The sequence below is a fragment of the Methylobacterium sp. Gmos1 genome (genome assembly GCF_053764715.1).
Map to the genome: position 1 here is coordinate 51908 of NZ_JBSNCC010000020.1, position 18845 is coordinate 70752.

The 18845-nt window shown below is 72.1% G+C and carries 23 protein-coding genes; 11 read left to right on the forward strand and 12 right to left on the reverse strand.

Annotated elements, in window-relative coordinates; genetic code table 11:
- Positions 1-73 precede the first annotated feature (73 nt).
- The 4 genes from ACS5PV_RS27010 to ACS5PV_RS27025 form a co-directional block, all read right to left on the reverse strand.
- Complete coding sequence (locus ACS5PV_RS27010) at positions 74-775, reverse strand: NUDIX domain-containing protein (RefSeq protein WP_455398422.1); 702 nt, start codon at positions 773-775, stop codon at positions 74-76.
- The gene (locus tag ACS5PV_RS27015; RefSeq protein WP_455398423.1) at positions 772-1677 is read right to left on the reverse strand and encodes a PhzF family phenazine biosynthesis protein; all 906 of its coding nucleotides are present in this window, start codon (positions 1675-1677) and stop codon (positions 772-774) included. Before ACS5PV_RS27015 ends, ACS5PV_RS27010 begins: the two co-directional genes overlap by 4 nt.
- A gap of 131 nt (positions 1678-1808) precedes the next feature.
- Entirely contained in the window at positions 1809-2108 is a 300-nt protein-coding gene (locus ACS5PV_RS27020) for a BrnA antitoxin family protein (RefSeq protein ID WP_455398424.1), read from the reverse strand.
- Positions 2109-2121: 13 nt separating this feature from the next.
- Positions 2122-2406, reverse strand: coding sequence for a BrnT family toxin (locus ACS5PV_RS27025; protein WP_455398425.1), 285 nt, complete (start codon positions 2404-2406; stop codon positions 2122-2124).
- 101 nt (positions 2407-2507) lie between these two features.
- Between ACS5PV_RS27025 and ACS5PV_RS27030 the strand changes: the two genes are divergently transcribed.
- The gene (locus tag ACS5PV_RS27030; protein WP_455398426.1) at positions 2508-3512 is read left to right on the forward strand and encodes a DUF2891 domain-containing protein; all 1005 of its coding nucleotides are present in this window, start codon (positions 2508-2510) and stop codon (positions 3510-3512) included.
- A 4-nt stretch (positions 3513-3516) separates the two neighbouring features.
- Here ACS5PV_RS27030 and pdxY read toward each other — a convergent pair whose 3' ends face one another.
- Entirely contained in the window at positions 3517-4365 is an 849-nt protein-coding gene (gene pdxY, locus ACS5PV_RS27035) for a pyridoxal kinase PdxY (protein ID WP_455398427.1), read from the reverse strand.
- Positions 4366-4564: 199 nt separating this feature from the next.
- Between pdxY and ACS5PV_RS27040 the strand changes: the two genes are divergently transcribed.
- Complete coding sequence (locus ACS5PV_RS27040; RefSeq protein ID WP_455398428.1) at positions 4565-5089, forward strand: DedA family protein; 525 nt, start codon at positions 4565-4567, stop codon at positions 5087-5089.
- A 153-nt stretch (positions 5090-5242) separates the two neighbouring features.
- Positions 5243-6403 carry a diguanylate cyclase domain-containing protein gene (locus ACS5PV_RS27045; protein ID WP_455398429.1) on the forward strand — a complete coding sequence of 387 codons (1161 nt, stop codon included), beginning with the start codon at positions 5243-5245 and terminating at the stop codon, positions 6401-6403.
- A 113-nt stretch (positions 6404-6516) separates the two neighbouring features.
- Here the strand turns inward: ACS5PV_RS27045 and ACS5PV_RS27050 are convergent, their stop codons facing one another.
- Genes ACS5PV_RS27050 through ACS5PV_RS27060 form a run of 3 tightly spaced genes read right to left on the reverse strand, consistent with a single transcriptional unit; the run spans position 6517 to position 9186 of the window.
- The gene (locus ACS5PV_RS27050) at positions 6517-7521 is read right to left on the reverse strand and encodes an ABC transporter substrate-binding protein (RefSeq protein ID WP_455398430.1); all 1005 of its coding nucleotides are present in this window, start codon (positions 7519-7521) and stop codon (positions 6517-6519) included.
- 29 nt (positions 7522-7550) lie between these two features.
- The gene (locus tag ACS5PV_RS27055; RefSeq protein WP_455398431.1) at positions 7551-8336 is read right to left on the reverse strand and encodes an ABC transporter permease; all 786 of its coding nucleotides are present in this window, start codon (positions 8334-8336) and stop codon (positions 7551-7553) included.
- 22 nt (positions 8337-8358) lie between these two features.
- Positions 8359-9186: an ABC transporter ATP-binding protein gene (locus ACS5PV_RS27060; protein ID WP_455398475.1), complete on the reverse strand. Its 828-nt coding sequence runs from the start codon at positions 9184-9186 to the stop codon at positions 8359-8361.
- A gap of 294 nt (positions 9187-9480) precedes the next feature.
- Here ACS5PV_RS27060 and ACS5PV_RS27065 point away from each other — a divergent pair, with 294 nt between their 5' ends.
- Positions 9481-9963 (forward strand): MmcB family DNA repair protein, encoded by a 483-nt coding sequence (locus ACS5PV_RS27065; RefSeq protein ID WP_455398432.1) that lies wholly within the window; start codon positions 9481-9483, stop codon positions 9961-9963.
- A 67-nt stretch (positions 9964-10030) separates the two neighbouring features.
- Here the strand turns inward: ACS5PV_RS27065 and ACS5PV_RS27070 are convergent, their stop codons facing one another.
- Positions 10031-10690: a PilZ domain-containing protein gene (locus ACS5PV_RS27070; RefSeq protein WP_455398433.1), complete on the reverse strand. Its 660-nt coding sequence runs from the start codon at positions 10688-10690 to the stop codon at positions 10031-10033.
- 221 nt (positions 10691-10911) lie between these two features.
- Here ACS5PV_RS27070 and ACS5PV_RS27075 point away from each other — a divergent pair, with 221 nt between their 5' ends.
- Together ACS5PV_RS27075 and fhuF are read left to right on the forward strand one after the other, a co-directional pair.
- Positions 10912-12150, forward strand: coding sequence for an MFS transporter (locus tag ACS5PV_RS27075; protein ID WP_455398434.1), 1239 nt, complete (start codon positions 10912-10914; stop codon positions 12148-12150).
- A complete protein-coding gene (gene fhuF, locus ACS5PV_RS27080) occupies positions 12147-12848 on the forward strand; it encodes a siderophore-iron reductase FhuF (protein WP_455398435.1) in 702 nt (233 codons plus the stop codon). The genes ACS5PV_RS27075 and fhuF overlap by 4 nt, the downstream gene beginning before the upstream one ends.
- A gap of 108 nt (positions 12849-12956) precedes the next feature.
- Here the strand turns inward: fhuF and ACS5PV_RS27085 are convergent, their stop codons facing one another.
- Positions 12957-13172: a hypothetical protein gene (locus tag ACS5PV_RS27085; protein WP_455398436.1), complete on the reverse strand. Its 216-nt coding sequence runs from the start codon at positions 13170-13172 to the stop codon at positions 12957-12959.
- 191 nt (positions 13173-13363) lie between these two features.
- Between ACS5PV_RS27085 and ACS5PV_RS27090 the strand changes: the two genes are divergently transcribed.
- On the forward strand, positions 13364-14311 hold the full coding sequence (locus ACS5PV_RS27090; RefSeq protein WP_455398437.1) for a glycine--tRNA ligase subunit alpha: 948 nt from the start codon (positions 13364-13366) through the stop codon (positions 14309-14311).
- Between the two features lie 92 nt (positions 14312-14403).
- Positions 14404-16518, forward strand: coding sequence for a glycine--tRNA ligase subunit beta (gene glyS, locus ACS5PV_RS27095; RefSeq protein WP_455398438.1), 2115 nt, complete (start codon positions 14404-14406; stop codon positions 16516-16518).
- Between the two features lie 404 nt (positions 16519-16922).
- Here the strand turns inward: glyS and ACS5PV_RS27100 are convergent, their stop codons facing one another.
- Positions 16923-17141 carry a DUF6894 family protein gene (locus ACS5PV_RS27100; RefSeq protein WP_455398439.1) on the reverse strand — a complete coding sequence of 73 codons (219 nt, stop codon included), beginning with the start codon at positions 17139-17141 and terminating at the stop codon, positions 16923-16925.
- 222 nt (positions 17142-17363) lie between these two features.
- Between ACS5PV_RS27100 and ACS5PV_RS27105 the strand changes: the two genes are divergently transcribed.
- Together ACS5PV_RS27105 and ACS5PV_RS27110 are read left to right on the forward strand one after the other, a co-directional pair.
- Positions 17364-17591: a hypothetical protein gene (locus ACS5PV_RS27105; RefSeq protein ID WP_455398440.1), complete on the forward strand. Its 228-nt coding sequence runs from the start codon at positions 17364-17366 to the stop codon at positions 17589-17591.
- A 116-nt stretch (positions 17592-17707) separates the two neighbouring features.
- Positions 17708-17842, forward strand: coding sequence for a hypothetical protein (locus tag ACS5PV_RS27110; protein ID WP_455398441.1), 135 nt, complete (start codon positions 17708-17710; stop codon positions 17840-17842).
- A gap of 152 nt (positions 17843-17994) precedes the next feature.
- On the opposite strand, the gene ACS5PV_RS27115 is transcribed toward ACS5PV_RS27110, so the two are convergent.
- A complete protein-coding gene (locus ACS5PV_RS27115) occupies positions 17995-18366 on the reverse strand; it encodes a type II toxin-antitoxin system HicB family antitoxin (RefSeq protein ID WP_455398442.1) in 372 nt (123 codons plus the stop codon).
- Positions 18367-18601: 235 nt separating this feature from the next.
- Here ACS5PV_RS27115 and ACS5PV_RS27120 point away from each other — a divergent pair, with 235 nt between their 5' ends.
- Entirely contained in the window at positions 18602-18835 is a 234-nt protein-coding gene (locus ACS5PV_RS27120; protein ID WP_455398443.1) for a hypothetical protein, read from the forward strand.
- Positions 18836-18845: the final 10 nt, after the last annotated feature.

The following is an 18845-nucleotide window of genomic DNA, read 5'->3' on the forward strand; positions in this document are numbered from 1 at the left end:
GGCGCCACGATCGGGCGCCTTTCCGGGAGACCGTAATCGCGCCGGCCCCGGCTGTGAACCGGGGCCGGTGGCGTCAGGGGGCGAGCACGCTTCCGAGGTAGTGCCGCACGAAGGCGGGCATCCGGGCGGGATCGAGGTCGGCGGCGTCGCGCACCCCGACGATCGCCGACAGCTCCGGCTCGGCCTCCGCCGCGAGATGGGCCATGATGCCCGCCCGCACCGTCGCCTCGTCCTCGGCGAGCGGCACCGGACGCAGCAGGGCCATCAGGCCGCCGTCGCGCACGATCACCCAGCCGGGATCCGGCCCTTCGGGAGCGACGAGCCCGGTCTCCTCCCGCAGCTCGCGGAGCGCGCTCGCCGCAAGGTCGACCGTGCCGTCGGGGCCGATATCGGTCGGGTCCGGCGTGCCGCAAGGGAAGTAGACCCGGCCGGCGGCGGCCGTGTGCGGGGCCATCTCGCCGAGCAGGAAGGTGCCGTCCCGGGTGCGCGGCACCGCCGCCGCGAAGACGTTGAGGACGCTTCCGTCTGGGAACCCCCAGTCCTTCAGGGCGGTGAGGGCGGCGTAGTCGGCCTCGAACAAGTCGGCGTCGAGCACGCCGTCGGCGAGGCTCCAGCGGCGCAGCATCAGCACCGTGCCGTTGAACATCGCCGGGCGTGCAGCCCGGCGCTCGTCCCAATGGGCCATGATGGCGGCCCGGTTGTCGCGGGCCCAGGGCCAGTCGTGGGCGACCATCCGGGCCTCGACCCGGCGGGCCGGCGTGAGGGTGACGCTCATCGGATGTGCAGCACGCCCTCGGAGACCAGGACGGCGCTGCCGCCGATCTCGGCCGCGCGCAAGGCGCCGTCCTCGATCGTGAGCTGGAGTGCGATCTCGCTCGGCCGGCCCATCTCGACCCCCTGCGCGATGACGAGGTCGTGCGTGCCGCCCCCTAAGGGCTCGAACTGCATCAGGGCGCCTGCGAAGGCCGCGACCGCGCCGCCGGTCGCCGGGTCCTCGGCGATGCCGGCGGCGGGGGCGAACATCCGGGCGCGGAAGCTGTGGCCCGGCTCCCCGGTCTCGCCGGTATAGAGGAAGGCCTTGGCGCCGGGGCCGAGGGCCTGCACCATCGCCTCGGCGCTGGTGCGGGCCCGCGCCAGGGCGTCGAGCCCCTGGACCGGCACGAGGTGAAACGGCGTGCCGGCGCTGTAGCGGCTCGGCCGGTGGCGGGCGAACCCGATCTCGGACGGCGACAGGCCGAGCGCGCCTGCCAGCGCCGTCGCGTCCGGCTCCTCGCCCCAGCTCTCCGGCAGGCGCGGCAGGCGGAAGCGGGCGCGGCCGCGCCCCTCGCCGGTCTCGACCACGCAGGGCACCACCCCGACCTGCTCCTCGAGGCCGAACGCCACCGCGTCGGCGATCTCCGCCCGCCGGTCGCCGAGGGCGAGCAGCACTGCGGTGCCGACGGTCGGGTGGCCGGCGAAGGCGAGCTCCTGGGCCGGGGTGAAGATCCGCAGCCGGGCCCGGTGCCGGCCTTCCGCGGGCGGCAGCACGAACACCGTCTCCGACAGGTTGAACTCGCGGGCGATGGCCTGCATCGCGGCGTCGTCCAGCCCCTCGGCGTCGAGCACCACCGCCAGCGGGTTGCCGGCGAGGGCGGTCTCGGTGAAGACGTCCAGGGTGGCGTATCGGCGTGCGGGCATCGGGTTTCCGTCCTTCCGAGAAGCTCAGCGCGCGAGGCAGCACGGATCGGGTGAATGGTGCAAGCCCCGGGGGTCGAGGGACGGTCACGCGGAGATGTTGTGGCAGCTTGGCGAAACCGCCGTAACGGCGCTCAGCCGCCTTGCCCGAGCCGCTTCGCGGCACGCTTGACCGTCTCGTTGATCCGGGTCTGCCAGCCCGGGCCCGTGGCCCTGAAGGCGGCCAGCGCCTCCGGATCGAGCCGCAGTGTGACCTGCACGAGCCGGTTCGGCGACTTCGGCCGCCCCCGGTTCGTGAGAGCCTCGAACACGGCCGGTGGCAGGACTTCGCGGGCCGGCCGCATCCGGCCGAGTTCCTTGTCCGTCATCTCCCGGGCATCGGGATCCGCTTTCATCCGGGCCTGAAGCTCGGCCTCCTCGGCGTCGCTCAACATCGGGACCGTTCGCTCACTCGAATCGCGCGGCATAGGCTCTCCTCTCGCGGTTGCTGGCGGTTCGCAGGCTGATGGCGGAGATGGCCTCCGTACCGAGGAGCGAGAAGGTGAGCGTGACGAGCTTGCCATCGAGATATCCGGTTGCGATGTACCGGGCGCCACCGGATGGGCTGCCGTAGCTCTCGCTGATCGCCGCGGTCTCCCACTCGAAGCGATCACGGGCATCCGCGAAATCAAGCCCGTGACCGGCCGGGGGCGGCTGGCGATTCCTGTCTCGCTTGGGCTCGTCCCAGACCATCCGCATACATTTTCCGTAACTCCAGAAAATAAGGATGGCAAGCTGCGACGGTGGCGACGGATGGTGTAGGCGTTCGGCATGTTCCGACGGAGCGCCCTCCCATGCCCCACAGCCTGACCCCCGAGACCGCCGCCCGCTTCGCCGCCCTCACCCTCGGCCACGTCACCCGGGAATACCCGAACAAGCCCGACCACACGCTCGCCGGCCCCGAGGATGCCCGCACGCCGGCCGCGCTGCATCCGGTGTTCTACGGCAGCTTCGACTGGCATTCCTGCGTCCACAGCTACTGGCTGCTCGCCCGGGTGCTGCGCCGTTTCCCCGACGGCCCGCAGGCCGACGCGATCCGGGCTCTGTTCGACCGGCAGCTGGTGCCTGAGAAGGTCGCGGGCGAGTGCGCCTATCTCGACGCGCCGACGGCCCGCGGCTTCAAGCGGCCCTATGGCTGGGCCTGGGCGCTCAAGCTCGCCGACGAGCTGGGGCGCCTGCCCGAGCCGCGCTGGTCGCGGGCGCTGGCGCCGATGGCGGAGATCTTCGCGCAGCGATTCCGTGAGTTCCTGCCGCTCTCGCCCTATCCGGTGCGGGTCGGCACCCACTTCAACACCGCCTTCGGCTTGCGCATGGCGGCGGATTACGCCGACGGCACGGGGGACGCCGCCCTGACGGCGCTGCTGCGCGCCACCGCCGCGCGCTGGTACGGCGCGGACGCCGATTGCCCGGCCTGGGGCGAGCCGAGCGGCGACGACTTCCTGTCCTCGGCACTGATCGAGGCCGAGTGCCTGCGCCGCCTGATGCCGGCGGACGACTTCCGGCCCTGGTTCGACCGCTTCCTGCCGCGCCTCGCCGCGCGACAGCCCGAGACCCTGTTCCGGCCGGCGACCGTCACCGACCGCAGCGACGGCAAGATCGCCCATCTCGACGGGCTCAACCTGAGCCGGGCCTGGTGCCTGCGGGCGCTCGCCGGCGCGCTGCCGGCGGACGATTCCCGCGTGCCGGTGCTCACGGAGACGGCGCAGGCGCATCTCGAGGCGGCTTTGCCGCATCTCGCCGACGACTACATGGGCGAGCACTGGCTGGCGAGCTTCGCGCTGCTGGCGCTGGAGGCGTAGCGCCTCACACCGCCTCGACCGGGAAGGTGCGGCTCGGCGCCACGAACTCGTCCTGGGCCGCCACGGTCAGGATCTCGCGAGCGCCGGCCTCCTCGGTGCGGCGCAGGAGGCCGTAGATCGAGGCGGCGGCGGCCCCCAGGGCCTCGCCGGCCGAGCGGCTGCGGGCGTAGTGCACCAGGAACAGGGCGGCGGTGGCGTCGCCCGCGCCGTTGACGCTGAGCGACAGCCGCGGGGTGCGCAGGCGCCAGAACAGGCCGTCCGCGCCGGCCAGCATGTCGATGCTGTCCTCGGGCGTCTCCTCGGTGTGGAGCGAGGTGACCAGCACCACCTTCGGGCCGCTCGCCTGCACCGCCGCCACCGCCGCCTTGGCGTCGGCGAGCGTGCGGGTCTCGATCCCGCTCAGGTAATCGAGCTCGAACTGGTTCGGGGTGATGAGGTCGGCCGCCGGCACCGCGTGGTCCCGCATGAATTCCGGGATGCCGGGGCGCACGAACACCCCGCGGCCGGTATCGCCGATCACCGGGTCGCAGCAGTAGAGCGCCGCAGGGTTGGCCTCCCGCACCCGCGCCACCGCCCGCAGGATCGCGGTGCCGATATCGGCCGAGCCCATGTAGCCCGACAGCACCCCGTCGCAGGTCGGCAGCGCCCCGCGCTCGGCGATGCCCTCGACCAGTTCCTCGATCGCCGGCCCGTCGAACACCCGGCCGCGCCAGGCGCCGTAGCCGGTGTGGTTGGAGAACTGCACCGTGTGCACCGCCCAGACCTCGACCCCGAGCCGCTGCATCGGGAAGACCGCCGAGGCGTTGCCGACATGGCCGTAGGCGACGTGGGACTGGATCGACAGGACGTTCATCGCGACACGAACCTCGCGCGGAGGGCACCTGGGACCCACGATTCCCGGAACCGGACGCGTCTGGCAACCGCCTTGGGCTCCCGAAAGCGTGCGCCCGCGAATTCACGCGACGCTCACACGTCCCATGTAACGGAAGGGGAACGCCCGCCCGGCACCCCGACTTGTCCCGCCGTCCCGCCCCCTCACGCCCAAGGCTGCCATGGATTTCGAGAGCTTGCGCACCACGGTGCTCGACTTCCTGCGCGACCACCAGGCCTGGGCGCCGGTGATCACCGGGATCATCGCCTTCTGCGAATCGCTCGCGGTGCTCTCGCTCCTGGTGCCGGCGACCGTGATCCTGATCGGGATCGGGGCGCTGATCGGCTCGGGCGCGATCCCGTTCCTGCCGGTGATGATCGGGGCGGCGATCGGGGCGATCCTCGGCGACTGGGTCTCCTACGAGATCGGCCGCTACTACAAGGACGGCGCCAAGCGGATCTGGCCGCTCAGCCGCTATCCCGAGATGGTGCGGAAGGGCGAGACCTTCTGCCAGCGCTGGGGCGCCTGGGCGATCTTCATCGGCCGGTTCATCGGGCCGGCCCGGGCGGTGGTGCCGCTCGTCGCCGGGGTGGCGCTGCTGCCGCGGTTCTGGTTCCAGCTCGCCAACCTGACCTCGGCCTTCGTCTGGGCCTTCGTCTGGCTGGCGCCCGGCGCCGGCCTGATCGACTGGCTGCGGCGCGCCTGACAACCCAGCTGCCTAAATCTAGGACGAGAGTCCGGCTGCCGAACACTTAACCGACATCTCGGGAACCCTGCCGAAACATCATGAAATGTTAAGTCGCGGTCGCAAAATGAGGCGGTGCGGTCCCGAACGGGACCGCTCTTCGGAAGCGGTTCCATGTCCGACGCGACGCCGACCTACTCACTGCCGCGCGCCGCGCCCCTGCGCTGGCTCGTGGATCCGAGCCTCGACCTGCCGGCGGAGCTGCGGGTCCGCCTGCTCGCGACGCTGATGGCGTCGCCGGGCTCGCTGGTGCTCGGCGCGGTGGCGATGGTGATGATCGAGGTGATGGCGGTGCTCCGCCACCCCGGGCCGGCCTTTGCCGCCATGCTGGCGGCGGATCTCGGCCTGCTCGGCCTGCGGCTGGTCCTGCTCCGGCGCGGCCAGCGCGCCGCGGCGGCCGGGCGTCCGGCGCCGACCGACCTCCTCATCGCCAGCAGCCTCGCCTGGGCCGGCCTCGTCGGCCTCGCCACGGTCCTGTGCGTCGTGAGCGGCGATCCGGTGCTCCAGGTCCTGGCGCCGCTGACCATGATGGGCATCCTGGCCGGCATCGTCACCCGCAACTACGCCGCGCCGCGCCACGCCCTGGCGATGATCGTGCTGTGCGACCTGCCGCTGAAGCTGATGCTGCCGCTCCATTACGGCAACCCCTGGTTCCTGGTCGGGGCGGTGCAGGGCCTGCTCTTCGTGGTCGCGATGTACGTCACCACGGTGCGGCTCAACCGCACCTACGTCGAGGTGCTGCTCGCCAGGCGCGAGGACCAGCGCCGGGCCACCCACGACGCCCTCACGGGCCTGCGCAACCGCACCGGCCTGATGGAGGACCTCGTCGCCCGGCTGCGGAGCGGCACCGACGGCCTCGCCCTGCTCTACCTCGACCTCGACGGCTTCAAGGCGGTGAACGACTGCCTCGGCCACGCCGCCGGCGACGCCCTGCTGGTGGAGGTGGCCGCCCGGATCACCGCCGGGATCCCCGGGGAGTGGCAGGCGGCCCGGCTCGGCGGCGACGAGTTCGTGATCCTGGCCGGGGGCGGGCGGGCCCGCGAGGCGGCTGTCGTCGCGGCCCGCCTGATCGAGGCCGTGAAGGCTCCCTACGCCATCGGGGTCGGCGTCGGCCTCAGCGTCGGGATCGGCTGGGCCACCCCGGGGATGACCGCCGAGGCGCTCCTTGCCGAGGCGGACGCGGCGCTCTACCGCGCCAAGGCCGCCGGCAAGGGCCGGCTGATGACCGCGGGTGCGCCCGGGCCGCGCGAGGCGGCCCGGGTCGGGTGGGCGTAGGATCGAGCATCATTCCGCCGGCCGTGCCGGCCGGTGCCGAAGTGGCTACCGGTTCGGCGGCGAAAATGATGCAATAGCAAGAAGCTAAGTAGAGCTGCACCTTGCAGCTCTACTTAGCCCATCGCCTTCCTGACGAACCGGTCCTCGACGGTGGTCGCGAGGTCGATCTTGGCGCCCTGCAACTCGGGATCGAGGGTGCGCACCAGCTCGAGCACGCTCGCCATCCCCTCCTGGGTCGGGATGCCGGTGCGGGAATAGCTCTCGAGCGAGTTCTTCACCGCCTGCACGTAGAGCGGCTTGTCGCCGAAGTGGTAGGCCGGCGGCACCGTGTCGGCGATCTCCTCGGGCGAGGCGGCGACGATCCACTTCAGCGCCTTGGCGAAGGCGTTGACGACCTTCTGGGTTCCGGCGGCGTGGCGCTCGATCCAGTCCTGCTTGGTGTAGACCACCGCCGCCGGGTTGGGACCGCCGAACAGCGCCCGGGTGCCGGCCTCGGTGCGGGTGTCGATGATGACCTTGATGTCGCCGTCGGCCTCGAGCTTGGCGATCACCGGATCGAGGTGCGAGATGGCGTCGATCTCGCCCTTCTTCATCGCCGCGATGGCGCCGGCCCCGCCGCCGACCCCGATCAGCGCCGCGTCGCTGGCCTTCAGCCCGGCCTTGATCATCGCGTATTGCGCGGTCAGCGACGTCGAGGAGCCCGGCGCCGTGACGCCGATCTTGCGGCCCTTGAGCTCGGCGGCCGACTTCACCGTGTCGGCGAGGTCCTTGCGCACCCCGATCACGATGGCGGGGAAGCGGCCGAGCTCGCACACCGCGCGCACGTCCTGGCCCTTGGCCTGCATCCGGATCGTATGCTCGTAGGCCCCCGTCACCACGTCGACCGAGCCGCCGATCAGCGCCTGGAGCGAGCGCGCGCCGCCGCCGAAATCGTTGATCTCGGCCTCGACCCCCTCCTCCTTGAAGAAGCCCTTCCGCTCGGCGATCGTCAGCGGCAGGTAGTAGAGGAGCGGCTTGCCGCCGACGCCGATGCGCACCTTCACGGTGTCGGCCCGGGCCGGGACCGCGGGGCTGAGCGCCAGGGCGGCGGCGCCGGCGAGGAAGCTGCGGCGTTGCATGGGTGTTGTCCTCCCGTAACTCTGTTCTCTCACCCCTGGCCGCCGGCTTGCGGGCGCCAGACGAGGAGGCGGTTCTCGATCAGGGTGACGACCGTGTCGATCACGATGACGAACACGGTCAGGATCAGCATGCCGGCGAACACGCCGGTGACGTCGAACACGCTCTCGGCCTCGTGGATCTTGTAGCCGAGCCCGGCCGAGGAGCCGAGGTACTCGCCCACCACCGCGCCCACGAGCGCGAAGCCGACCGCCGTGTGGAGCGAGGAGAACATCCAGGTCAGCGCCGAGGGCCAGTAGACGTGGCGGAGGAGGCCGCGCTCGCTCATCCCGAGCATCCGGGCGTTGTTGAGCACCACCGGGCTCACCTCGCGCACGCCCTGGTAGACGTTGAAGAACACGATGAAGAACACCAGCGTGAAGCCGAGCGCCACCTTCGACCAGATGCCGAGCCCGAACCACAGGGCGAAGATCGGCGCCAGCACCACCCGCGGCAGGGCGTTCGCCGCCTTGATGTAGGGGTCGAACACCGCGGCGAGCAGCGCGTTGCGGGCGAACAGGAAGCCGAAGGCGATGCCGCCGGCCGCGCCGAAGACGAAGGCCAGCACCGTCTCCTGCAGCGTGATCCACAGGTGGCCCCAGATCTCCGGGTTCGTCATCTCCATCCAGGTGCGCTTGAGCACATCGACCGGGGTCGAGAAGAAGAACTGGATCTGCTTGGGCGCGCCGAGGATCGGGTACACGGTCAGAACGTGCCAGATCGCGAAGCCGACGAGGCCGACGAGGATCTGCAGGGCGAGGAGGCCGAGGCGGTTCACGGGGTCGCTGTCTCCGAAGGAATCACGCGGGACCGCCCGCATAGGCGCGGGAGACCTCGACCCGCAGGCACGACCAGATCTCCTTGTAGAGGGCGTGGAAGTGCGGCTCGAGGCGGATCTCGCTGATGTCGCGCGGACGCGCCAGATCGACCGTGAACTGGCCGACGATGCGGGCGGCGGGCCCGGCCGAGAGGACCACCACCCGGTCGGCGAGCGCGATCGCCTCCTCGAGGTCGTGGGTGACGAACATCACCGCCTTGCGGTTGGCCGCCCACAGCTCCAGCAGGAGGTTGCCCATGATCTGCCGGGTCTGCGCGTCGAGCGGCCCGAACGGCTCGTCCATCAGCAGGATCTCGGGATCGCGGATCAGCATCTGGGCGAGCGCGACGCGCTTGCGCTGGCCGCCCGAGAGCATGTGCGGATAGCGGTCGACGAAGGCCGAGAGCCCGACCTTGGCCAGCCAGTCGCGGGCCCGCGCCAGCGCCTCGGCGCGCGGGACCCGCTGCGGCTCCAGCGCCACCGCGACGTTGTCGAGGGCGGTCTTCCACGGCATCAGGGCGTCGGCCTGGAACAGGTAGCCGGCGCGGGCATTCAGCCCCGACAGCGCCGAGGAGAACACCGTGACGCTGCCGGAGGCCGGCTTCAGCAGGCCGGCGGCGGCGTTGAGCAGCGTCGACTTGCCCGAGCCGGTCGGCCCGACCACCGCCACGAACTCGCCGGGGCTCACCCCGAGGTCGATGCCCTCGACGGCGACGTAGCGTTTGCCGCCCTTCAGGGTGAAGGCGATGCTGACGTCGGCGAGCCGCACCGCGTCGCCGTGGGCGAGCGCCGTGCCGCCGACGAGGCGCATGCCGGCCCGACCGGCCTTCTTTCCCTCGGCGGCGCTCTGCCCCACCATGCCTCTCCCTCCCGTCGCCCGGCCGTCTCGCGGAAGGACTCGGGCGCGGCCGACCATCGGCGAGCGCGCGCGCGAGATCAACCGCTACGTCCGTCGCGCCGGCCGGTTTCGCGCTGCCCGCGACGCCCGTCGACGCGGCTGCGCCGCCTGCGACACGGGCCGCAGGTGACAACGCGGGCGTGAGCTGGTCCGATGGCGTTCCCGATTCGGTCCCGTGCAACCTGTCAGAAGCGCCCGTCCACAGCCTTGTCCGCCGCCCTCGCCCTCTCGCTTCCCGTCGACCGCCGCCAATCGCCGACCGCGCTCTCCGTGCAGCGGGGCGTGCGGCGCCTCTTCGCCGAGCTCGGATTCGTCACGATCCCGGAATTCACCCTGGCCAACGGGCGGCGCGCCGACCTGATCGCGCTCGGCGGTTGCGGCAAGCTGACGATCATCGAGATCAAGTCGAGCGTCGCGGATTTCCGCGCCGACCGGAAATGGCCCGACTACCGCGACTTCTGCGACCGGTTCTACTTCGCGGTGCCGGAGACCCTGCCGGTGGAGATCCTGCCCGAGGAGACCGGGCTGATCGTCGCCGACGCCTTCGGGGCCGAGATCCTGCGCGAGCCGCCGGAGCATCCCCTCGCCGGCGCCCGCCGCAAGGCCGTGACCCTGCGCTTCGCCCACGCGGCGGCGGGCCTGCTCCACGCGCTCGCCGATCCGGGCTCGATCCGCGAGGGCGCGCTGTAGATCTCTGATCGTGCCGCATACCTTCGACGAACCGGTATCCCCTTCGTCGGACAATGCCCCGGGGGCGCTACAGAACCAGGGTCTCGTCGAACCGGTCCGGCGACAGCGGCAGCCGGAACTCGACCGCGACGCCGCCCCTGAACCGGCGCACCACCCGGGCGGGGGTGCGGCCGACGGTGAGGGCGGATTCGAGCGGCAGCTCGATCTCGCAGGCGAGCGCCGCGCCGGAGAGCGAGACGTCGATGAGGCGGGCCATGACCTCGCGCCCGTCCTCGAGCCGCAGGGTGGCGGCGGCCTGGCGCGGCACCACCCGCTCGTGCCGGCGGTCCTCCGGCAGGCCGAGCGCCGCCCGGTTGGCGAGCCAGGTCAGCTGCGAGGCGATCTTGTCGCGCTTGCGCGCCGTGGCGGCGATCTCGACCGCGACGCCGTCCGGCAGCACCCGGGCGATCGTGCCCTCGATGCGCCCGACATGCTCGAGATAGATCACGATGCGCTCGCCGACCGCACCACCTCCTGCGCAGGCGAGGCGCACCCCGCCGGGGGAGATGTCGACGGTCCGGCACGGGTATTCCTGCCGGTCGGCGAGCATGTAGCGCCCGAGCAGGGCCACGGCCACGCGGTGGTGCCGGCGCTGGTCCGGCGCCGGCCGTCGGGCGAGGGCCCGTACGCCCGAGAGCACGGCGCGGCCCGCCGCGCTCGCGGGTTCGCCGGCCAGTTCCCCCGCCATGACGCTCGACCCTCCCGGCGCTCAACGGACCGCCCGCGGCAGCCTGCATGGGAACGGTTAAGCAATCGCCGTTTAGGCACCGCCCGCCCCGGCTGTGGCGGGCGCCGGCCTTGCGCGCCAGGCCTCCTCCCCGTAAGCTCAAGCCCCTGAACATAAAGATGAATTAGTTTGATTCCAAAGTACCGTCCAGCCGCCGCGGCCGGCCCGGGCACGCCCCCGCCGTGACGCAGGCCGTCGCGCTCGGGAGCGCCCGCGGGCTCCTCGCGGCGTCGCGCCCGCTCCTCCCGTTCTTCTGCCTGTACGTGACCTTCGGGGCCACGCTCGGCTTCCTGTCGGGCGGGGCGCCGCTGATCCTGCGGGCGCGGGGCCTCGACCTCGCCGAGGTCGGGCTGTTGCAGCTCATCAACCTGCCGGTCGGGCTGACCTTCCTGTGGGCGGCCCTGCTCGACCGGGTGCGCCTGCCGTTCCTCGGCCGCCGTCTCGGCTGGATCGTCGCGGCGCAGGGCGCGACGGTCGCGCTGCTGGCGACCTTGAGCCTCGGCGAGCACTGGCCGCTCCCGGCGCTGCTGGCGCTCGCCATCGCCACCTGCGCCTGCACCGCCACGATGGACATCGCGCTGGAGGCCCTGGTGGTCGAGACGGTGCCGGCGGAGCGGCGGGCCTTCGTCGCCTCGGCCAAGCTCTGCGGCGCCTCGCTCGGCGGCATCCTGGGGGTCGGCGTGCTGGTCGGCTCCTACGACGCCCTCGGCTGGCCGGCGGCGCTGCTCGCCTGCGCCGGGCTCGACGCGCTCTGCCTGCTGCCGATCCTCGCCTATCCGGAGGCGCGGCTCCAGGGGGCCGGCGGCGTGCCGGAGCGCTGGTCGGGGTCGCTCGCGCGGCTGCGGGCGCTGGCGGGCCGGATCGGGGCGCTCGGCGCCTACTTCGCCGCCGCCTACCTCATCGCCGGTCCCAACACCCTGGCGCTGCTCGATCTCGGGGTGCCGCTCGGCCGGGTCGGCTTCCTCACCGGCACCGTCCTGCCGGCGGTCAACCTGGTGATGGCGCTGATGGCCGGCGGCCTGGCGGCGCGGTTCGGCACCGTGCGGCTGATCGGGATCGGCGGGACCGGGGTGCTCCTCGCCGGCGGCCTGATGGCGGCGGCCTGCCTCGTTCGCGCCGAGGGGCTGGCCGTGGCCGCCACGGTCCTGAACTACGTCTTCGGCGGCTTCCTCGGGGTGCCGGTGTTCAACATGATCTATCGCTGGGCTGAAGGACCGCGGCCCGCCACCGACTACGCGCTCCTGTTCGGCGCCGCCTTCTTCGCGGCGATGCCGCTGCGGGTCGCATCACCCGCGCTCGCCGGCTGGGCCGGCTGGCCGGGCTACTTCACGGCGGCGATGCCGCTCTACGCCGCGGCGCTCGCCTGGCTGGCGCTCCAGGTCGCCCGCACCTTGCGGGCCGATCGCGCGAGGCCGCGATGATCCCCGATCTCGCCTCCCACGTACCGGATTCGCTCGGCACCTATCGCGACGGCGTGGCGGCGGGGAGCGGCGGGGCGGCGACGCCCCTCGTCGCCCTGCGCGATCCCGCGGTGTTCGACGCCACGCTTTCGGCCTTCGCGGCCGGGCTCGGCGTGAGCCCCGGCACCGCCGACCGGCGGGCGCTGGTCTCGTACTGGAGCCAGTTCTACCTTGCGCCGCTCGCCACCCCGGCGATGACGGCGCTGGTGCGCCTCGGGCGGCCCCTGCCGCTCGCCTTCGCGACGACGAGCCTCGAACTCGACGCGGCCGGCCGCCCGGCTCGCTTCCTGGTGTGTCCCGGGGCGCAGGAGGGAGCCTGCGCCGGGCTGTCCGGCCTCGTCGAGGACCACCTGCGGCCCTTCGTCGAGCTGTGCTGCGCGCAATGCGGCATCGCCCCCCGGGTGATCTGGGGCAACGCGGCGGTGATCCTCGACTACGTCGCGCGCGAACTCGGCGAGCCCGAGACCCTGGCCCGCCCCGAGGTCGCGACCTGCCTCGGCTGGTGCGCCGAGGTCGCCTGCCCCCTCAGCCCGCTGGCGCAGGCGCTGCGCGACCGGCGCCGGCGCACCTGCTGCCTGCGCCAGCGCCTGCCGGGGGTGGCCTCCTGCGGGGATCTGTGCCCGCTCCGGGAGGACGGGCGATGCTGCGGGGCCGCCTAAGCAGATGTCGCCGAAGTGGTTACCGGTTCGGCGCCAAGAATCTGCGACGAAGCAAGAACCTGAGCGGCGTCCAATAGCCGTTGCGACCTGGGACGCCCCGGGACGGCCTCACCGCCCGCAAGCGGGGGCCGCGTAGCCCGCATAGACCACCCGCACCGACCGGCAGGCCGGGGCCGGCGCCTCGGCGGCGGCCGGCGTCGCGACCGCCGCGACGGCGGGCACCGACTCGGCCTGCGGCGCGCCCGAACCCGCCCGCACCACCAGCGGGGTCGCGACCAGGGACAGGAGCGCGGCGGCGGCGACCAAGGTCAGGCGGTGGGTCACGGACAGTCTCCCTCAAGTCTTGCGCCCCGGCGGGCGTCGCGATGCTCCGATCTGTACTGTCAACGAGCTTGACCGTTTTTCGGTTCCGGCCCCGCTTGGGGTTCGTGCGCGGACGCACCCGCGCTTGACTCGGGCGCCGCCGGTTCCCAAGGGTCGCGGCCAGATCCGCCCGAGCCGCAAGCCGTACCACCATGACCGACGCCGACCTCCAGCCGACCCGCTCGTTCCAGGGGCTGATCCTCACGCTCCAGCGGTTCTGGGCCGCGCAAGGCTGCGTGATCCTCCAGCCCTACGACATGGAGGTGGGCGCGGGCACGTTCCATCCGGCCACAACCCTGCGGGCGCTGGGCCCCAAGCCCTGGAAGGCGGCCTACGTCCAGCCCTCGCGCCGGCCGAAGGACGGGCGCTACGGCGAGAACCCGAACCGGCTCCAGCACTACTACCAGTTCCAGGTGATCCTGAAGCCGAACCCGCCGAACCTCCAGGAGCTCTACCTCGATTCGCTGAAGGCCATCGGCGTCGATCTCGGGCTGCACGACATCCGCTTCGTCGAGGACGACTGGGAGAGCCCGACGCTCGGCGCCTGGGGCCTCGGCTGGGAATGCTGGTGCGACGGGATGGAGGTGAGCCAGTTCACCTACTTCCAGCAGGTCGCCGGCTTCGAATGCGCCCCGGTGGCGGGCGAGCTGACCTACGGCCTCGAGCGCCTGGCGATGTACGTCCAGGGCGTCGAGAGCATGTACGACCTCAACTTCAACGGCCGCGAGGGCGACGAGAAGGTCACCTACGGCGACGTCTTCCTGCAGGCCGAGCAGGAATATTCGCGCCACAACTTCGAGGCCGCCGACACCGAGATGCTCTTTCGGCAGTTCCGCGACGCCGAGGCCGCCTGCCGCGCCTACCTCGCGGCCGGCGAGCCGGGGCCCGACAGCAACGATCCGCGCCACCGCATGGCGCAGCCGGCCTACGACCAGTGCATCAAGGCTAGCCACGTCTTCAACCTGCTCGACGCGCGCGGGGTGATCTCGGTCACCGAGCGCCAGAGCTACATCCTGCGGGTGCGCGAGCTGGCCAAGGCCTGCGGCGAGGCCTGGCGGCGCACCGACGCGGGTGGGCTCGCCGAGGCGCCGGCCGCCTGACGCCTGCGCCGTCACCCGCCCTCGATCATCCCCTCTTCATTCATCCTCTCTTCATTCCTGGCCCTCCCGCGGGAGGACCTTGAGGCCGCCCGATGCCCGACCTGCTGCTCGAACTCTTCTCCGAGGAAATCCCCGCCCGCATGCAGCGGCGCGCGGCCGAGGACCTGCGCAAGCTCGTCACCGACGCGCTGGTCGAGCGCGGCTTCCTCTACGAGGGCGCCAAGGCCTTCGCGACGCCTCGCCGCCTCGCCCTCCATGTCGCCGGCCTGCCGCCCCGCGGCCAGGACGTGCGCGAGGAGCGCAAAGGGCCCCGCGTCGGCGCCCCCGAGGGCGCGGTGCAGGGCTTCCTGAAGAGCTCGGGCCTCGCGAGCCTCGACGAGGCGAAGATCGTCTCCGATCCGAAGAAGGGCGAGTTCTACGTCGCGGTGATCGAGCGGCCCGGCCGGGAGACGATCGAGGTGCTGGCCGAGATCATCCCGGCGATCGTCAAGAGCTTCCCCTGGCCGAAATCGATGCGCTGGGGCGCGGCCTCGCGCGAGCCGGGCTCGTTGCGCTGGGTGCGCCCGCTGCACTCCATCGTCGCGAGCTTCGGCCCCGAGACCGAGACGCCCGACGTGGTGCCCTTCGCCCTCGACGGGGTCGAGGTGGGCTTCACCACGCGGGGCCACCGCTTCATGGCGCCGCAACCGATCGAGGTGCGCCGCTTCGCCGATTACCTGCCGGCGCTGGAGCGGGCCTTCGTGGTGCTCGACACCGAGCGGCGCAAGGACATCATCCTGCACGACGCCCGCGACCTCGCCTTCGCTCGCGGCCTCGACCTCGTCGAGGACGAGGGCCTGCTGGAGGAGGTGGCGGGGCTCGTCGAGTGGCCGGTGACCCTGATGGGCGCCTTCGACGAGCGCTTCCTCGCAATTCCCCCGGAGGTGATCCGCGCCACGATCCGGGCGAACCAGAAGTGCTTCGTGCTGCGGGGTTCCCCGGGCCCGGAAGGGCGCGAGCGCCTGGCCAACGCCTTCATCCTGGTGTCGAACCTGGTGGCGTCGGACGGCGGCGCGGCGATCGTCGCCGGCAACGAGCGGGTGGTGCGCGCGCGCCTCTCCGACGCGGCGTTCTTCTGGGAGACCGACCGCAAGGTGCGGCTGGAGGATCGGCTCCAGAAGCTGGAAAGCATCGTCTTCCACGAGAAGCTCGGGACCCAGGCCAAGCGGGTGGAGCGCATCGCGGCGCTGGCCCGGGCGCTGGCGCCGGTGGTCGGGGCCGACGCGGCCCTGGCCGAGCGCGCCGCGCGGCTTGCCAAGGCCGACCTCGTCACCGAGATGGTCGGCGAGTTCCCCGAATTGCAGGGCCTGATGGGCCGCTACTACGCCGCCGAGCAGGACGAGGACCCGGCGGTCGCCGCGGCGATCGAGGAGCACTACAAGCCGCTCGGACCCAGCGACCGGGTGCCGTCCGAGCCGGTCTCGGTGGCGGTGGCGCTCGCCGACAAGCTCGACACGCTGGTCGGGTTCTGGGCGATCGACGAGAAGCCGACGGGGAGCAAGGATCCGTATGCCCTGCGGCGCGCGGCGCTCGGGGTGATCCGGCTGATCCTCGCCAGCGAGGCGCGCCTGTCCCTGCGGGCGCAGATCGCCGCCGCGGCGGCCGGCCACGGCCAGGCTTCGGATGGCTTTGCCGGCGACCTCCTCGCCTTCTTCGCCGACCGGCTGAAGGTCTACCTGCGCGACCAGGGTGCCCGCCACGACCTCATCGACGCCGTGTTCGCACTTCCTGGCCAGGACGACCTCCTGATGGTGGTGCGCCGGGTCGAGGCGCTCGGCCGCTTCCTCGACACTGAGGACGGCCGGAACCTGCTCGCCGGCTACCGCCGCGCCGCCAACATCCTGCGCATCGAGGAGAAGAAGGACGGCCGCGCCTACGACGCCGCCCCCGACCGGGCCCTCCTGAGCCTGCCCGAGGAAGCCGCGCTCGCCGACGCCCTGCGGGCGGCCGGCGCCGAGGCGGCCCAGGCGGTGGCGGCGGAGGATTTCGAGGGGGCGATGCGGGCGCTCTCGGCCCTGCGCACGCCGGTCGACGCCTTCTTCGACAAGGTGACGGTGAATGCCGAGGATCCGGCCTTGCGCGCCAACCGCCTCGCCCTGCTCAATGCCCTGCGGGCGGCGACCCGGGAGGTGGCCGACTTCTCCCGCATCGGCGGCGAGGGCCGCTGAGGTTTATTAACATAGGATGCGTTGCACTGGGGCCTCAGCATTGCGCCGGGGAACGGTTTAACGAATTTTTCATTGTTTGCCGGCGCCGAGAACCGGTACAAACTGTGCCGGTTCGATTCTCATCGACGGAAACAGTGCGGCGCGAAGCGTCGGCGGAGGAAGACGGCCCGCGCCGCGAGGTGCCGCGGACGGTCGTTCCCTCCCGCCCGGCCGCCGAACCGCGGACGTGAAGGCAGGAGGCAGCCACGATGTCGCTCGGCGGTAAGGCTCGACCCAAGGAGCAGGCGGCTCCCCCGACGCCGGACGCATCGGTGCCGCCGGCAGTCGGCCGGGACGAGGCCGGGACGGGCGCGCGGATCCGCGCGCATGTGCGGCAGGTCCTGCAACAGGCGGGATCCCGCGCCTCAGCCGAGGGGAATTGAGCGCACCAGCCGGCCGGCCCCGTCGCGGATCTCGAGCTGCCATCCCCCACCGAGGAGCGGCAGCTCGCCGTTCGCCCGCATCTCGGCGATCACCGCCCGCGCTTCGGCCTCGGCCTGGTCCGGCGTGTCGGCCTCGACGCCCGTCGGGTCCTCGATCGCACGCGCCGGACCGACCAGGTTGAAGAAGTAGCGCTGCGTCATGAGGCTGACCACGGTCGGGAGACGGGGCGGGCGCGAGGGTGATCCCCGGACGTTACCAGCCCGGTTCCGGGCTGGCATGTCAGGGAAAAGGCGAGTTGCCACCGAAAGCGTGAGCGATTCCGCGCCTGCCGCGTTCCTCCGAAGGGAGAGGGCGGCCGCCCCCCTGCTCCTGCCGCCCCGGGGCGGCCGAGGTCCCACGGCGCGGCGAAGGCAGGCCGACGAATGCAGCACGATTCCACCCGGGCGACCCCCGGCAAGCCCGGCCATCCGGAGAAGCCCCTGGCCTCGGCCCGCAGCATCGGGCTGACCCTGCTCGGCGTCGTGATCGGCAGCGCCGGCTACTACGCCTCCTGGCGCTTCCAGACCCCGATCGGCACCCTCGGGGGCATCGCCGGCCTGGCGCTGTGCGTGATCGGCACCAGCCACGGGCACGAGAGCCACGGGCATTAGGACAACCCGTCGCCGGTCGATGGATGCCCGCTCCTGCGGCAAAACGCGACCGGGGCGCGGGCGATCCCACGGGCCCCGAGGGGCGTTGGCCCGGACCATCCGACGAGGAGATTCCGATGAGCGCCAATTCCCCCGAGCACCGCACCGGCCACGACGTCGACTCGGTCGACCAGGTCAGCAGCGTCACGCTGCTCGGCTTCGCCGTGGTCGGCGCGGCCCTGACGGTGGCGATCAACGCGATGCTGATCTGAGCGGTGGGCGGCGGGGTGAGCCCGGCGGCGCCCCGCCGCTCCTGCCCACCGGTGAGTGCGGCCAAGGGCCGACGGTCGCGTCGGCGCGTTCTCCGCCTCGGACCTCTCACGTCCCTCCTGTCGCATGCCGTGGAGCCGGTCTCGCGGGGCGTTCAGGCGCTCCGACGAACCGCCGGCTTCGAGCCGGACCGTGCAGCCGCGGCGTTCCGCAACACGTCCTCGGTCCACTGCGCCAGACTCTTGCCGGCGAGTTCGGCCTCCCGGGCGGCCTGGGCGTGGACCTCCGGATCGATGCGCACCATGAGCTTGCCGGAGAAGGCTTTCTCGGGTGCCTTGCCGATCCGCGCGCAGGTCTCGACGTAATCGTCCACCGCTTCGTGGAAGGCGTTCGTCAAGTCCGGCACGCTCTCGGCGTGGAAGCCGATGATGTCGTTGATTCCGGCGATGCGGCCGACGAACGCGCCGTCCTCGGCGCTGAACTCGACCCGGGCGACGAAGCCCTTGTAGGTCAGGGTATTGTTCATGGTGTCACCCCGATCTTCATCAGACATTCGCGGGCATCCCGCACCTGATACCAACGGTCGTTGCAAACGACCTTTGGTTCCGTTCTCGAATTTTCGCCAAGCCTCTGGCTTGGCATCGAAAATTCGAGATGGGTCAACGGCCTGATGCGTCAGCATCTTAGGCCGCTGGTATGACAAGGCTTGGCCGCCCCCCACTGACCGCTCTTGCCTGGAGCGGCACCGCCTGGTCGCCGAAGTGACGCTGCCCGGCAAGGCGGTGGTCGGCCCCGAGAGCCTGGACATCACGATGGCGTTCGGCTGCACCACGACCCGGTCGCGGACGGAGACCGGCGCCCTGTCGACCGGCGTCGAACTCCCGAATGTCGAGGCGCTTGAGACGCGGTTCGGCTTCGGCGCCATCGAGGGCCCGACGGGCACCCGCAGGCCGCCGTCGCGGACCGGCTCAAGGCGTCGCTCGCCCCCCGCCTGACGGCCAGCCA

What these genes read in the sequence shown, in the direction of transcription:
- ACS5PV_RS27115 (WP_455398442.1), bottom strand. Translation starts at nt 18,366, where the DNA reads ATGAACAATACCCTGACCTACAAGGGCTTCGTCGCCCGGGTCGAGTTC.
- ACS5PV_RS27045 (WP_455398429.1), top strand. Translation starts at nt 5,243, where the DNA reads ATGTCCGACGCGACGCCGACCTACTCACTGCCGCGCGCCGCGCCCCTG.
- fhuF (WP_455398435.1), top strand. Translation starts at nt 12,147, where the DNA reads ATGATCCCCGATCTCGCCTCCCACGTACCGGATTCGCTCGGCACCTAT.
- ACS5PV_RS27105 (WP_455398440.1), top strand. Translation starts at nt 17,364, where the DNA reads ATGCAGCACGATTCCACCCGGGCGACCCCCGGCAAGCCCGGCCATCCG.
- ACS5PV_RS27110 (WP_455398441.1), top strand. Translation starts at nt 17,708, where the DNA reads ATGAGCGCCAATTCCCCCGAGCACCGCACCGGCCACGACGTCGACTCG.
- ACS5PV_RS27070 (WP_455398433.1), bottom strand. Translation starts at nt 10,690, where the DNA reads ATGGCGGGGGAACTGGCCGGCGAACCCGCGAGCGCGGCGGGCCGCGCC.
- ACS5PV_RS27025 (WP_455398425.1), bottom strand. Translation starts at nt 2,406, where the DNA reads ATGGTCTGGGACGAGCCCAAGCGAGACAGGAATCGCCAGCCGCCCCCG.
- ACS5PV_RS27090 (WP_455398437.1), top strand. Translation starts at nt 13,364, where the DNA reads ATGACCGACGCCGACCTCCAGCCGACCCGCTCGTTCCAGGGGCTGATC.
- glyS (WP_455398438.1), top strand. Translation starts at nt 14,404, where the DNA reads ATGCCCGACCTGCTGCTCGAACTCTTCTCCGAGGAAATCCCCGCCCGC.
- ACS5PV_RS27050 (WP_455398430.1), bottom strand. Translation starts at nt 7,521, where the DNA reads ATGCAACGCCGCAGCTTCCTCGCCGGCGCCGCCGCCCTGGCGCTCAGC.
- ACS5PV_RS27010 (WP_455398422.1), bottom strand. Translation starts at nt 775, where the DNA reads ATGAGCGTCACCCTCACGCCGGCCCGCCGGGTCGAGGCCCGGATGGTC.
- ACS5PV_RS27100 (WP_455398439.1), bottom strand. Translation starts at nt 17,141, where the DNA reads ATGACGCAGCGCTACTTCTTCAACCTGGTCGGTCCGGCGCGTGCGATC.
- ACS5PV_RS27030 (WP_455398426.1), top strand. Translation starts at nt 2,508, where the DNA reads ATGCCCCACAGCCTGACCCCCGAGACCGCCGCCCGCTTCGCCGCCCTC.
- ACS5PV_RS27060 (WP_455398475.1), bottom strand. Translation starts at nt 9,186, where the DNA reads ATGCGCCTCGTCGGCGGCACGGCGCTCGCCCACGGCGACGCGGTGCGG.
- ACS5PV_RS27020 (WP_455398424.1), bottom strand. Translation starts at nt 2,108, where the DNA reads ATGTTGAGCGACGCCGAGGAGGCCGAGCTTCAGGCCCGGATGAAAGCG.
- ACS5PV_RS27015 (WP_455398423.1), bottom strand. Translation starts at nt 1,677, where the DNA reads ATGCCCGCACGCCGATACGCCACCCTGGACGTCTTCACCGAGACCGCC.
- ACS5PV_RS27040 (WP_455398428.1), top strand. Translation starts at nt 4,565, where the DNA reads ATGGATTTCGAGAGCTTGCGCACCACGGTGCTCGACTTCCTGCGCGAC.
- pdxY (WP_455398427.1), bottom strand. Translation starts at nt 4,365, where the DNA reads ATGAACGTCCTGTCGATCCAGTCCCACGTCGCCTACGGCCATGTCGGC.